The sequence below is a fragment of the Sandaracinobacter sp. genome, assembly GCF_041909755.1.
In the GTDB taxonomy this organism is placed as follows: Bacteria; Pseudomonadota; Alphaproteobacteria; order Sphingomonadales; family Sphingomonadaceae; genus Sandaracinobacteroides.
The window spans coordinates 1-13,790 of sequence record NZ_JAYRCW010000011.1; the positions used below are offsets into that span (position 1 = coordinate 1).

9 protein-coding genes and 1 pseudogene are annotated in these 13,790 nt (G+C 69.1%); 4 read left to right on the forward strand and 6 right to left on the reverse strand.

Annotated features, from left to right (window positions below; all coding sequences use genetic code 11):
* The 3 genes and pseudogenes from ACE3O8_RS02960 to ACE3O8_RS02970 form a co-directional block, all read left to right on the forward strand.
* A pseudogene (locus tag ACE3O8_RS02960) lies at positions 1-738 on the forward strand (DNA ligase-associated DEXH box helicase); the annotation flags it as partial.
* Between the two features lie 143 nt (positions 739-881).
* On the forward strand, positions 882-2,423 hold the full coding sequence (locus tag ACE3O8_RS02965) for a hypothetical protein (RefSeq protein ID WP_374386612.1): 1,542 nt from the start codon (positions 882-884) through the stop codon (positions 2,421-2,423).
* A 67-nt stretch (positions 2,424-2,490) separates the two neighbouring features.
* Positions 2,491-5,190: a TonB-dependent receptor domain-containing protein gene (locus ACE3O8_RS02970; protein WP_374386614.1), complete on the forward strand. Its 2,700-nt coding sequence runs from the start codon at positions 2,491-2,493 to the stop codon at positions 5,188-5,190.
* Positions 5,191-5,282: 92 nt separating this feature from the next.
* On the opposite strand, the gene ACE3O8_RS02975 is transcribed toward ACE3O8_RS02970, so the two are convergent.
* The 5 genes from ACE3O8_RS02975 to gyrA all read right to left on the reverse strand — a co-directional run bounded on the left by ACE3O8_RS02975 (position 5,283) and on the right by gyrA (position 12,093).
* A complete protein-coding gene (locus ACE3O8_RS02975; protein ID WP_374386616.1) occupies positions 5,283-6,362 on the reverse strand; it encodes a glycosyltransferase family 4 protein in 1,080 nt (359 codons plus the stop codon).
* On the reverse strand, positions 6,359-7,276 hold the full coding sequence (locus ACE3O8_RS02980; RefSeq protein WP_374386618.1) for a UDP-2,3-diacylglucosamine diphosphatase: 918 nt from the start codon (positions 7,274-7,276) through the stop codon (positions 6,359-6,361). Before ACE3O8_RS02980 ends, ACE3O8_RS02975 begins: the two co-directional genes overlap by 4 nt.
* 88 nt (positions 7,277-7,364) lie before the next feature.
* Positions 7,365-8,342, reverse strand: coding sequence for an NAD(P)H-dependent glycerol-3-phosphate dehydrogenase (locus ACE3O8_RS02985; protein WP_374386620.1), 978 nt, complete (start codon positions 8,340-8,342; stop codon positions 7,365-7,367).
* The gene (gene tsaD, locus ACE3O8_RS02990; RefSeq protein ID WP_374386622.1) at positions 8,339-9,373 is read right to left on the reverse strand and encodes a tRNA (adenosine(37)-N6)-threonylcarbamoyltransferase complex transferase subunit TsaD; all 1,035 of its coding nucleotides are present in this window, start codon (positions 9,371-9,373) and stop codon (positions 8,339-8,341) included. Before tsaD ends, ACE3O8_RS02985 begins: the two co-directional genes overlap by 4 nt.
* Positions 9,370-12,093 (reverse strand): DNA gyrase subunit A, encoded by a 2,724-nt coding sequence (gene gyrA / locus ACE3O8_RS02995; RefSeq protein WP_374386624.1) that lies wholly within the window; start codon positions 12,091-12,093, stop codon positions 9,370-9,372. The genes tsaD and gyrA overlap by 4 nt, the downstream gene beginning before the upstream one ends.
* 89 nt (positions 12,094-12,182) lie before the next feature.
* Between gyrA and ACE3O8_RS03000 the strand changes: the two genes are divergently transcribed.
* Entirely contained in the window at positions 12,183-12,809 is a 627-nt protein-coding gene (locus tag ACE3O8_RS03000; RefSeq protein ID WP_374386626.1) for a hypothetical protein, read from the forward strand.
* A 5-nt stretch (positions 12,810-12,814) separates the two neighbouring features.
* Here ACE3O8_RS03000 and ACE3O8_RS03005 read toward each other — a convergent pair whose 3' ends face one another.
* The gene (locus ACE3O8_RS03005; protein WP_374386628.1) at positions 12,815-13,690 is read right to left on the reverse strand and encodes a peptidoglycan DD-metalloendopeptidase family protein; all 876 of its coding nucleotides are present in this window, start codon (positions 13,688-13,690) and stop codon (positions 12,815-12,817) included.
* Positions 13,691-13,790 lie beyond the last annotated feature (100 nt).

Sequence of the window (13,790 nt, forward strand, 5' to 3'; positions counted from 1 at the left end):
TGCCGGGTGCGCGCCATGCTGGCGGACCCGGCGGAATGGCACCGCATGCCCGCCGACGTGCAGGACTGGCTGGCGCTGCAGCAGGAGCGCTCCATCCTGCCCCCGGCAGATCGGCTGCTGGCCGAAACCTTCCCGCGCGACGGGCATGACTATCTGATCCTCTACGGCTTCGAAGGCCGCAACGCGCACCAGTCGCTGGGGATGCTGCTGACCCAGCGGATGGAACGGCGCGGGCTGAAGCCGCTGGGCTTCGTGGCGACCGACTATGTGCTGGGCCTGTGGGGCCTGGAACGGATCGAGGATCCGGCCGACCTGCTGTCGGGCGACATCATCGCAGAGGAACTGCGCGACTGGATCGCGGCCACCCCCTTCCTGCGCCGGGCGTTCCGCGATGTCGCCATCGTCTCGGGCCTGGTGGAACGGCAGCAGCCGGGCCGCCGCAAGAGCGGGCGGGCGATGACGGTCTCGACGGACCTCATCTACGACGTGCTGCAACGGCACGAGCCCGGCCATCTGCTGCTGGATGCCGCCTGGACGGAGGCGAGCGCGCGCCTCACCGATCTCGACCGCCTGAAGCGGCTGATCGACCGCGCCGAGTCGCAGCTGCTGGTGCGCCACCTCGATCGGGTCAGCCCGCTCGCCGTGCCGGTGCTGATCGAGATCGGGCGCGAAGGCGTCTCCCACGGCACCGACGAGGCGTTGCTTGCGGAACTGGCAGCGCCGCTCGCCCCTCTTTGACTTTGTTCCGCAACATTTCTGCAAGACAGATGCAACCGTCCCGAAACCGGACTGCAACGACCCCCGTCTAGAGGGGCGCCGTCCGCGAGCCGCCAGCCGGGCGGCGTCGCAGTCGGAATTCGCAATCCGCAAAGGGGATTTTCATGTCACAACTTCGCGCCCTGCTTCTGCTCGGGTCGGCCGTGGCGCTTGCCGCCTGCTCTGGTGCCACGGATGTGGCCTCCCCCGGCGACGGCGTGATCGTCTTCCCGCCGGCGCCCACCCCCACGCCGACGCCGACGCCCACCCCGACGCCCACGCCCACCCCGACGCCCACTCCGGCTGACTGCCCCACCGGCACCGCCAATGTCGGCACCGCCACCTTCGGCGGCCAGTCCGTGCGGGTCTGCCAGCTCTCGGGCGTGATCACGGGCAACCTGCTGCTGCGCAACACCCCGAACCTCGTCTATTCGCTGTCGGGCGGTGTGCGCATCGGCCGTGACGTCGGCGGCGACGGCAACAAGGCCGGCGGCGCGCAGGGCATCCTCACCATCGAGCCGGGCGTCGTGGTCTTCGGCGCCTCCGGCGCAGACTTCCTGCTGATCGAGCGCGGGTCGCAGATCTTCGCCGAGGGCACCGCCACCCGCCCGATCATCTTCACCAGCCGCACCAACATGGAAGGCACGGCGGGCGACAACTCGATCGGCCAGTGGGGCGGCCTCGTCATCCTCGGCCGCGCGCCGATCCACACCTGCATCGGGTCCGGCATCACCGGCGGGTCCGTCAGCTGCGAAAGCCGGGTGGAAGGCGCCGACGGCCTCTATGGCGGCGCCACGCCGACCGACAATTCGGGCCGCCTGCGCTATGTGCAGGTCCGCTTCCCCGGCTTCGAGGTTTCGGCCGGCAACGAGCTCAACGGCATCACCTTCGCCGGCGTCGGCTCGGGCACCTTCGCCGAGAACATCCAGGTCCACAACAGCTCGGACGACGGCATCGAATGGTTCGGCGGCCGGGTGAACCACCGCTACATCGCCATCACCGGCGCCGACGACGACAGCCTCGATACCGATCTCGGCTATCGCGGCGCCGCGCAGTTCGGCCTGGTGCTCCAGCGCTCGACCGGTGGGGACCGCATGATCGAGGCGGAAACCTCCGGCAACGACACGCGCACCCCGCGGTCGCGCCCGATGCTGTCGAACTTCACCTTCATCGGCCGCCGCGCCCCGAACGGGCTGCTGTTCCGCGGCGGCACGGATTTCGATGTGGTGAACTCGATCATCCAGAAGGACGCTGGCGCCTGCGTGCAGTTCGCCGACGCCTTCACCATCAGCACCGACAACGCGCCGTCCGACCCCACCGCGAAGAAGGCCGGCCCGCCGAACTTCCGCTCGGTGTTCATGTCCTGCACCGGCGGCGCCGCCAACGGTTCGGGCGGGATCACCACCCAGCAGGTCACGGACATCCTGAACGAAACCGGCCGGGGCAACGTCCTCACCGGCACGTCCACGCTGACGGGCACCTTCTTCCCCGGCGCGAACGAACTGGCGGTGGTGCCCTTCGCGGCTTCGGGCCTCAACAGCCTGTTCGCGAACACCAGCTACGTCGGCGCCTTCAGCAGCGCGACCGACACCTGGTTCAACGGCTGGGCCTGCGGCCTGGGCGGCAGCACCGCCGCCTGCACCGTCGCCCCGCTGCCGATCCAGTAAGCACGACTTGCCGGGCCGGGGGCGGCATCCGCCGCGCCCGGCCCGGACCCAATCGGGAAAGTATCTGATGACCATGTCCAACCTGGCCCGGCTTCTTCTTGCCACCACGGCGATCGGAACCGCCCTCGCGGCCGCGCCGCTTCTCGCGCAGGCGCAACCCGTGCCGGCCGAACCCCCGGTGCCGGCGGAAGGCCAGGCGGCCGAGGATGTGGACGTGTCCGCGCCGGGCGCCGGCGGGCTCGACGGCGAGGATATCGTCGTCATCGGCCGCCATATCCCGAACACCATCCGCGCGACCCCGTCGGTCGTCTCGGTGCTGTCGGCAGCCGATCTCGCCCGCACGGGCGAAGGCGACATCGCCGGCGCGCTGAAGCGCGTGACCGGCCTGTCGGTCGTCGGCGGCAAATATGTCTATGTGCGCGGCCTTGGCGAACGCTATTCGCTGGCGTTGCTGAACGGCCTGCCCATCCCCTCCCCGGAACCGCTGAAGCGCGTCGTTCCGCTGGATATCTTCCCGACGGACCTGCTCGCCTCCACGCTGGTTCAGAAGAGCTATTCGGCGAACTACCCCGGCGAATTCGGCGGCGGCGTCATCAACCTCACCACCCGCGCCGTTCCCGACGAGCCCTTCTTCAACGTGTCGGGCTCGATCTCCGGCGACACCGTCACCACCGGCCAACTGGGCTACACCTATCGCGGCTCCCGCTCCGACTGGACCAGCTTCGACGGCGGCACCCGCTCCATCCCGGTCGAGCTGAATGCGGCGCTGAACTCCGGCCGGCCGCTCAGCCTCGCCAACTTCACGCTGGACGAGCTGAAGAGGATCACCACCAGCCTGAACAACGCTGAAACCAACCTCATCCAGTCGAACGACACCATCCCGGTCAACATGTCGCTGGGCTTCACCGGCGGCACCGCCTGGGACATCGGCGAGGACCGGCTTGGCGTCATCGGCTCGATCAACTGGTCGAACAACTGGCAGACGAAGGGCGGCGTGCAGCAGACGACGCTGGGCATCTCGATCGACGCCGACGGCAATGAATTCCTGGATCCGCAGGAAGACTATCGCTTCCTCTCCACCGAAAACCGCCTGCAGCTGAACGGCATGCTCGGGGTCGGCTATGAATTCGGCGAACACCGGATCCGCTTCACCAACCTCTATATCCGCGACGTGCTGAAGGAAGCCCGCATCCAGGCCGGCTACGATCTCGTCAACGTCAACCAGGACCAGCCCGTCAACCGCGGCTACACCAGCTGGTTCGAACGGCAGCTCTTCTCCAGCTCGCTCGTCAGCGAGTTCAAGTTCGACGATCTCAGCCTGAACCTGCGCGGCACCTATGCGAAGTCGCAGCGGGAATCGCCCTACGAGCGGGTGAACAGCTATGTCTATGACCCGACGGTCAACGACTATATCAACACGCTCCGCACCCAGACCTCGTCGCGCGTCTCCTTCTCGGATCTGAAGGACACGGTGTGGGCGGGCGCCGCGGACGTCGGCTATGCCCTGCCGACCGAGCGCGCCGTCACCCTGTCGGCGGGCTATGCCTATACCGACAACAGCCGCAACTCGACCCGCCGCGACTTCCGCTACACCTCGCCCGATGCCCTGCCGGACGGTGTCAGCCAGCAGCGGCCCGATTACCTGCTGTCGCCCTTCAACATCCAGGCCTACGACATCTATCTGGAGGAAGTGGGCGCGGCGGCCGGCGTCGCGGCCTATGAAGCGGCCCTCACCGTGCATGCCGCCTATGGGCAGGTGGAAGCCGAACTGTTCGACGGCTTCCGGCTGACGGCCGGCGTCCGCTATGAATCGGCCGAGCAGTCCGTCACCCCGGTCGACCTGTTCGGCACCGGCGGCGACACCCTCTTCTCCACCACGCTCGACAACGACTACTGGCTGCCGGCGCTCACGCTGACGTGGAACTTCGCGGAAGACATGCAGGCCCGCGTCGCCGCCTCCAAGACGATCGCCCGCCCGCAGTTCCGCGAACTCGCGCCGCAGACCTATCTCGACACCGACACCGACCGGTCGAGCTTCGGCAACCCCTTCCTCGTGGATTCCGAACTGCTGAACTTCGAAGGCCGCTGGGAATGGTATCTCGGCCGCGACGAGCGGCTGATCCTGGGCGGCTTCTACAAGCAGATCGACAAGCCCATCGAAACCGTCTCGTTCCAGCAGGGCGGCACGCTGTTCACCACCTTCGCCAACGCGCCGAAGGCGGAACTCTACGGGCTCGAAGCCGAAGTGCAGAAGCTGTTCGGGCTGGGCACCTCCGGCTTCTTCTCGGATCGCCAGCTGTTCGTCAGCGCCAACTACACCTTCACCGATTCCAAGCTGAAGGTGAGCGCCGGCGACACCACGCGCCCGGTGCAGGGCGGCGGCGCCGAAGCCCCCGCAACCGACCTGTTCGTCGACGGCGCGCCGCTGACGGGGCAGTCGGATCATATCGTCAACCTGCAACTAGGCCTGCAGCAGGATGAAAAGCTGTCCGAACAGACGCTGCTTCTCACCTATGCATCGGATCGCGTCACGCAGCGCGGCCCGAACGGCACTCCCGATCTCGTCGAGCGCCCCGGCGTGCGGCTGGATTTCGTGATGCGGCAGGAAGTGGCGATGGGCTCGCTGCCGATGGAGCTGAAGTTCGAAGTGCGCAACATCCTGGGCACCGAATATCGCGAGAGCCAGTCCCTGGGGGACAGCGTGATCTACAACAACCGCTACGACGTCGGCACCAGCTTCTCGTTCGGGCTGACGGCGAAGTTCTAGCCGGTCCTTGCAGCCGGGGGCTGGCGCGCTGCGCCGGCCCCCGGCTCGCCAATCCTTCAGAGTTCCTTCCTGGACCCTGGCCGGCCGAGGGCTCAGCTCGCGGCCGGCCCCATTTTTCCGGGATTGCGCCGCAGCAGGCGCCGGCGAGGCCGCTGCGTCGCTTCCAGGCAATCCGACACCGCCGCCTCGAACTGGCTGGCGGCGGCATCCCAGCTGAAGCCCTGCGCATGGGCGATGGCGGCCGCGCGCGGCACCCGCAGCGCCCGTGCGATCGCAGCCGGCAGATCCGCGTCCAGCGCACCCGCGTCGCTGCCGCCCACCACGTCCAGCGGCCCGGCCACCGGGTATGCGGCCACCGGCAGCCCGGCGGCCATCGCCTCCACCAGCACCAGCCCGAAGGTGTCGGTGCGGCTGGGAAAGACGAACAGGTCGGCGCCCGCATAGGCTTGCGCCAGCGCCTCGCCGGACAGCGCGCCCAGGAACAGCGCCTCCGGGAAGCGGGCCTTCAGGTCGGCAAGCGCCGGGCCGTCGCCCACCACCACCTTGCTGCCCGGCGCGGGGGCCGCCAGAAATGCCTCGATATTCTTTTCCACCGCCACCCGGCCCACGTTCAGCAGGATCGGGCGGGGCAGGCCCTGATAGGCCTGCGGCGCGGGAAGCCCCGGCCGGAAGCGCGACAGATCCACCCCGCGCGACCACAGGCGTGTCTGCCCGATGCCCTGTTCGTTCAGCTCGGCCGCCAGCCGGGGCGTCGCCACCAGCACCGCGCGGGCGGGGCCGTGGAACCAGCGCAGATAGCGCCAGCTCAAGCCCACCGGCAGGCGGAAGCGGGCGTGCAGATAATCGGGAAAGCGGGTGTGGAAGCTGGTGGTGAAGGGCCGCCCGCGCGTCAGGCAATGCCGCCGCGCCGCCAGACCCAGCGGCCCTTCGGTGGCGATATGCACCGCGCCCGCCCCCGAATCCTCGATCATCCGCCCCACCGCGCCCGGCCGGATCAGCGCCAGCCGGATTTCCGGATAGGTGGGGCAGGGCAAAGACGGGAACCTGTCGGGCGTGATCGCCATCACATCCCAGCCGCGCTCGCCCAACTTCTCGGCGGTCGTCTGCAACGTGCGAACCACGCCGTTCACCTGCGGCGCCCAGGCGTCCGAGACCAGCGCCAGCTTCTTCATCCCGCCGGAACCAGTTCGCCCTTCGACCTGCGCAGCTTCAGCGGCTGGCCCGCATTCGCCTCGCTGCGAACGCGCTCTGCCCAGTCCAGGATCTCCATATGGCCGTCGGCATGTTCGACAAGCGCGGTGCAGCTCTCCACCCAGTCGCCGTCGTTGTAATAGGTGATGTCGCCGAACTGCCGGATCTCGGCGGAATGGATATGCCCGCACACCACGCCATCGGCCCCGCGTTCGCGCGCCGCATGGGCAACCGCTTCCTCGAAGCGGCAGATGAACTCCACCGCATTCTTCACCCGCTTCTTCAGATGCGCCGAAAGCGACCAATAGGGCAGGCCGAACTGCCGCCGGCACCAGTTGAAGCCGATATTCAGCTTCAGCAGCGCGACATAGGCACTGTCGCCCGCAAATGCGAGCCAGCGGTGATACAGCACCACGCCGTCGAACTCGTCGCCGTGCAGCACCAGCAGGCGGCGGCCATCCGCCGTCACATGCACGGCCTCGGGCCGGATCTCGATGTCGCCGAAGCCCAGGCCGATGAAGTCGCGCAGCACCTCGTCATGGTTGCCGGGCACATAGATCACGCGCGTGCCCTTCTTCGCCATCTTCAGCACCCGGCGCACCACGTCGTTGTGCCGCGTCGGCCAGAACCAGCCGCGCTTCAGCCGCCAGCCGTCGATGATGTCCCCCACCAGGTACAGCGTCTCGCACTCGATCGCGCGCAGGAAGTCGAACAGCAATTCCGCATTGCAGCCCGAGGTGCCCAGATGCGTGTCGGAAATGAAAACCGTGCGGAACTTCAGGCGGCGGCGCGGTTCCTCCTCGTCCGGCGCGTCCAGCCAGGGCGGCGTCGGCAGGGGGTGGGCCAGCCGCGGGAACGGCCCGCTTCCTTGTTCGCTTCGCGCAACAGCTGCCATGCAATCCACCCTTCCTGTGGGTCCGCGATTGCCTGAGCGCTATATCGAGGGGCTGTGACCAGCCGGTGACACCCTTGTGGCGGGGGTGTTACAGACCCTCGGTCTTCAGCGGGCGGCTCAGCAGCCGCTGCACCACGTCGGGCACGCTCGCCCGTCCGGCCAGCAGGTCGGCGACAGCGGTGGCGATGGGCATGTCCACCCCGGCAGCCCGCGCCGCCTCCACCAGCACCGGCGCGGTCGCCGCGCCCTCCGCCACGGAAAGCTTGCCCGACAGCGCCTGCTCCGCCGTCTGCCCCTGCCCCAGCGCCATCCCCAGCGACATGTTGCGGGATTGCGTGGAGCCGCAGGTGAGCACCAGATCGCCAAGGCCGGACAGCCCCGCCAGCGTCTCCGCCCGCCCGCCCCGCGCCACGCCAAAGCGCGTCATTTCGGCAAAGCCGCGCGCGATGATCGCCGCGCGGGCATTTTCGCCAAGCCCCGCGCCGATCACCACGCCACAGGCGATCGCCAGCACATTCTTCACCGCCCCGCCGATTTCCGCGCCGACGATATCGTCGGAGGCGTAAGGGCGGAACGTCGGCCGCGCGATCCGTTCGGCAAGCGCGGCGGCCTGCGCTTCGGTCGCCGCCGCCAGCGTCACCGCCGTCGGCAGCCCGCGCGCCGTCTCAGCCGCGAAGCTGGGGCCAGAGAGCACCGCCAAGGGCGCACCCGGCGCAGCCTCGGCCGCCACCTCCGCCATCAACCGGTGCGTCCCCGCCTCGATCCCCTTGGCGCAGAGCACCAGCGTCGGCTTGCCCTCCAGCGGCGCCGAGGCCAGCACCCGGCCCAGAAACTGCGCGGGCGGCACCACCAGCCACAGGTCGATCCCCGCCAGATCGGTCAGCTCCGTCGTCGCGCGCACCCGCTCGCTCAGCCGGATGCCGGGCAGGAACAGCGGATTGGCGTGTTCATTGTTGATCGAAGCCGCCACATCAGGCTCGCGCGCCCAGATCAGCACATCCTCCCCCTGCGCCATGGCGTTCGCCAGCGCCGTGCCCCATGCGCCTGCCCCGATAACCGCGATCATGCCTTGACCCCTGCTCCGCGCACCGGTTCGGCCGCCGGGTCCAGCGGCCAGCGCGGGCGGGCCTGCGGGTCGGCCTCGGGCGCAAAGCCGGCGGCAATCCGTTCCTGCGCCGCCCAGGCGATCATCGCGGCATTGTCGGTGCACAGCTTCAGCGGCGGGGCGATGAAGGGCAGGCCGTGGGCAGACGCAACGGCTTCCAGCGCGGCGCGCCCGGCGCCGTCCGCGCCGCCGCCGCCCGCCACCACCAGCGCTGTCGCCTCCGGCATCGCCCGCACCGCGCGGGCGGTGCGGTCGGAAAGGCAATCGGTGACGGCCGCCTGAAAGCTCGCGGCGATATCGGGCACGGCATGACGCCCGCTTTCCACCGCCCGCAGCACCGCCGTCTTCAGCCCGGCGAAGCTGAAATGCGGCTCGCCTGATCCCACCAGCGGGCGGGGCAGGGGAACCGATTTCGGGTCGCCCTGCCGTGCCGCATTTTCCACCGCCGGGCCGCCCGGAAAGCCCAGCCCCAGCATCTTCGCCACCTTGTCGAACGCCTCTCCGGCAGCATCGTCGATGGTCGTCGCCAGCCGCCGGTAAGCCCCCACGCCCTCCACCGCGATCAGCTGGCAATGCCCGCCGGATACCAGCAACAGCAGGTAAGGGAATTGCAACTCGGGCGCGACCAGCCGGGGGGACAGCGCATGCCCCTCCAGATGATTCACCCCCCACAGGGGCTTCCCCGCCGCAAAGGCCAGCGCCTTGCCCGTGACGAGCCCCACCATCACGCCGCCCACCAGCCCCGGCCCGGCGGTCGCCGCCACGGCGTCCACATCGGCCAGCGCCACGCCTGCGTCCGCCAGCACGGCTTCCACCATCGGCCCCACCCGTTCGGCGTGCGCCCGCGCCGCCAGTTCCGGCACCACGCCGCCGAACGGCCGATGCTCGGCCTCCTGGCTGGCGATGCGTTCGGCAAGCACCCGGCCGTCCGCCGTCACCAGCGCCACGGCGGTTTCGTCGCAGCTGGATTCGATGCCCAGCACCAGCGTCATTCGGGCGCGGCCTCACCCTCCGGCGCTTCAGAAACCTCTTCCTCGCCGTCCTCGTCGCTCTCGCGGATGCGCGCGGCCGAAACGACATGCTCGTCGTCGGCCACCTTGAACAGCGTCACGCCCTGCGTGGCGCGCCCGGCGATGCGGATCGTGTTCACCACGGTGCGGATCAGCTTGCCCTGGTCCGTCACCAGCATCAGCTGCTCGGTCGGCTCCACCGGGAAGCTCGCCACCACCAGCCCGTTCCGCTCGGAGGTGTCGATGTTCACGATGCCCTTCCCGCCCCGGTTGGTGCGGCGATATTCATACGCCGAACTGCGCTTGCCATAGCCGTTTGCGGTGATGGTCAGGATGAACTGCTCATTCTCCGCCATCTGCGCAAAATGCTCTTCGGAAAGCCCGTCCAGCGGCGCCGGATCGGATTTCCACGCCGCCGACTTCAGATATTGCTCGCGCACTTCCGAGCTGTTGCCGCCGCGCCGCAGCACCGACAGCGAGATCACCTCGTCGCCGCTCTCCAGGTCCATGCCGCGCACACCGGTCGAGGTGCGGCTCTGGAACTCGCGCACGGCGGTCACTTCAAAGCGGATCGCCTTGCCCGACCGCGCCGCCAGCAGGATATCCTGCGATTCATGGCACAGCGCCACGCCGATCAGCCGGTCGTCGCTGCCGTCCTCGAACCGGATCGCCAGCTTTCCGTTGGAGGGCACATTGGCGAAGGCATCCATGCTGTTCCGCCGCACATAGCCCTTCGCGGTCGCGAACATCACATGCAGCTGGCTCCACTCCGCCTCGTCCTCCGGCAGCGGCAGCACGGTGGCGATGCTCTCGCCCGGCTCCAGCGGCAGCAGGTTCGCCATCGCCCGCCCCTTGGATTGCGGCGTGCCTTCGGGCAGCTTCCACACCTTCATGCGGTAAACCTTGCCGAAGGTAGAGAAGAACAGCACCGGCGCGTGGGTCATCGCCACGAACATCTCGGTGATGACATCCTCTTCCTTGGTCGCCATGCCGGTGCGGCCCTTGCCGCCGCGCTTCTGCGCCCGATAGCTGTCCAGCGAAACGCGCTTGATCCAGCCCGAGTGGGTGACCGTCACCACCATGTCCTCGCGGGCGATCAGGTCCTCGTCGTCCACGTCATCGGCCTGCACCACATCGGACCGGCGCGGCGTGGCGAACTGGTCGCGCACGGCCGTCAGCTCGTCGCGCATCACCTGCTCCAGCCGCGCCCGGCTGGACAGGATGTCCAGCAGATCCGCGATGGTGGCGGCCAGTTCCTTCAGCTCGTCGCCGATCTCGTCGCGGCCCAGCGCCGTCAGCCGGTGCAGGCGCAGGTCCAGGATGGCGCGCACCTGCGCATCCGACAGGCGATAGGTGGCGGCCGTCAGGTCCTCGCCGTCCATCTCCAGCTCGGCATCGTCCACCAGCTTCAGATAGGGCGCGATTTCGGCCACGGGCCATTCCCGCGACATCAGCGCCTCGCGCGCGTCTGCCGGCGATGCGCTGCCGCGGATGATGGCGACAACCTCGTCCAGGTTCGACACCGCGATCACAAGGCCCAGCAACAGGTGCGCCCGGTCCCGCGCCTTCTGCAACAGGAAGCGAGAACGCCGCCCGATCACCTCTTCGCGGAAGCCGATGAAGGCCTCGATCACGTCGCGCAGGTTCAGCTGTTCGGGCCGCCCGCCGCGCAGGGCCAGCATGTTCGCCGGGAAGCTGGATTGCGCGGGCGTGTATCGCCACAGCTGGTTCAGCACCACATCGGCCACCGCGTCGCGCTTCAGCTCCAGCACGATGCGCACGCCCTCGCGGTTGCTCTCGTCGCGCAGGTCGGACACGCCCTCGATGCGCTTGTCCTTCACCGCTTCCGCGATCTTCTCGACCAGCCCCGCCTTCCCCACCTGATAGGGGATTTCGGTCAGCACGATCTGCTGGCCGGTTCCGCGCCGGTCCTCGATCACATGGCGGCTGCGCATCAGGATGGAGCCGCGCCCCGTCGTCATCGCGGATGCGATACCGCCGGTGCGCAGGATCAGCCCGCCGGTCGGGAAATCGGGCGCGGGCACATGCTCCATCAGCGCCTCGGCGGTGATCGCCCGGTCGTCCAGATAGGCCAGACAGCCGTTCACCACCTCGCCCAGGTTGTGCGGGGCGATGTTGGTCGCCATGCCCACCGCGATCCCGCCCGCGCCGTTCACCAGCAGGTTGGGGAAGCGCGCCGGCAGCACGCTCGGCTCCTGCTCCTGCCCGTCATAGTTGGGCACGAAGTCGACGGTGTCCTTGTCCAGATCGTCCAGCAGCGTTTCCGCCGCCTTCGACAGCCGCGCCTCGGTATAGCGCATGGCCGCCGGCGGATCCGGATCCATCGATCCGAAGTTGCCCTGGCCGTCGATCAGCGTCAGCCGCATCGACCAGTCCTGCGCCATCCGCGCCAGCGCGTCATAGATCGCGCTGTCGCCGTGCGGGTGATATTTACCCATCACGTCGCCGACGATCCGCGCGGACTTGCGGAACGGCTTTCCTGATCCGAACCCGTTCTCGTGGCTGCCGAACAGGATGCGCCGGTGCACCGGCTTCAGCCCGTCGCGCACATCGGGCAGCGCCCGCGCCACGATCACCGACATCGCATAGTCGAGGTAGGAGGCGCGCATCTCCTCCACGAGGTTCACGGGGGCGATATCGTCCCCGGGCAGGGGCGCTGTCGGTTCAATCGTGTCGGACATGTGAAATCGCCTACAGCGCCAGCCCGCACTTGGAAAGCGCCCGCTGACGGGCCATGGAACAGGCGAACGAGCAACGGGAGAATCACGACATGCGCAAAGCCATCCTCGCGGCCCTTCTCGCCACTCTCGCGGCCCCGCTTGCGGCGCAGAACAGCCATTGCGCGGCCCTGCCGGCGACGGCCCGGGTGGAAGTGCGCGGGCCCGACAATGTGATCCCCGCCCAGCTCACCCCGCGCGGCTTCACCTGCCCGCGCGGCTTCACCACCGAAACCGTCGGCCCCGTCACCCGCTGCCGCCAGCCGGGCCCCGCCCGCGTGGAAGACCGGGAGCCGAGGCGCGACTGCTATGCCAGCCTGCCGATCGGCCCCGTGCGCGCGATCAGCGGCCAGCAGCGACCCACCATGCAGTGCACCACCAACCCCTCGATCGACAATGTGATCGCCATCCGGGGCGCCAACACGGGCTGGCAGGATGTCACCCTCACGGCCCCCTCGTCGGCCGCCGTCACCATCACCCACCTGCGCTCCACCGCCGCCAATGTTCCGGCCGCGCAGAACCCCAACACGCAGGATTGCTTCCCGCACAACTGCCGGCTGATCCGTCTGACAACGCGCGCCGCAACCCCGGCCCGCGTCGAGCTCACGCTGGCGACGCCAAACAACGCCTCCACCTCCAGCTTCACCGTCAACACCGAGGCCAGCTGCCCCGGCCGCTGAAGCCCTCAGCGCGGCAGATACAGCGCCGGATCCAGGGTGCGGCGGCCCTGGCGGATCTGGAAGTGGAGCTGCGGCTCGGTCGCAGCACCACTGCTGCCGGCGCGGGCAATGGGCTGGCCGCGCTGCACCTTCTGCCCGCGATCGACCAGCGCATCCTCTAGATGGCCATAGGCGGTGACGGTGCCGCCGGAGTGGCGGATCAGGATCATCAGCCCGAAGCCGGAAATGGCGTCGCCCACATACAGCACCTCGCCGTCGGCGGCCGCGCGCACCGGCGCGCCGCGAACGGCCTTGATGTTCAGCCCGTCGTTGAAGCGGCCGCCCGGCTTCGGCCCATAGCGGGACAGGATCACCCGCCCGTCGACCGGCCAGGCCATCGACGGCACGGTCGCGGCCGCCTGCGTGGGCGGCACCGGCTGGCGGGCGGGGGCGTCGCCCGCCGGGGTCGATCCGGTGATGGCGTCGTCCACGTCCAGCGCAAAGCCGCCGTTTCCGGATTGGGCGCCACCACCCTGCGCGGATCGGCCGGGGCGCGACGCCGGGCGGCCGGCCTGCTGCTGTTGGGCGGCGGGGATGAACAGCGCCTGCCCCGCCTGCAGCACGGAATCCCGGTCAAGGCCGTTCGCGGCGGTGATCCGGCTCCACGGCACGCCATAGGCGCGGGCGATGGAGAGGCCGGTTTCCCCTTTTTTCACGATATGCCGCCGGCCGCCGGGCACGGCGACGCCGTCGGCCTTCGCCGGCACGGCCTGCCAGCGCGGCGCCTGCGGGGCGGGGGGCTTCTGCGCGGTGATGCGGCTGGCGCCGGCCGGCGGCTTCGGCTGCGGCGACGCGCAGGCCGAAATCAGCACGACCGGAAGAAGGGGCAGAAAGCGACGCACGCCGATGCCTTAGAGGATCGGGGCGCAGGGGGGAATCCCGTCCGTTTCGTGCTGCTTTGCGGCAAAAGAGTCGGAGAACTTTACAGCTTTGCAATCCGGC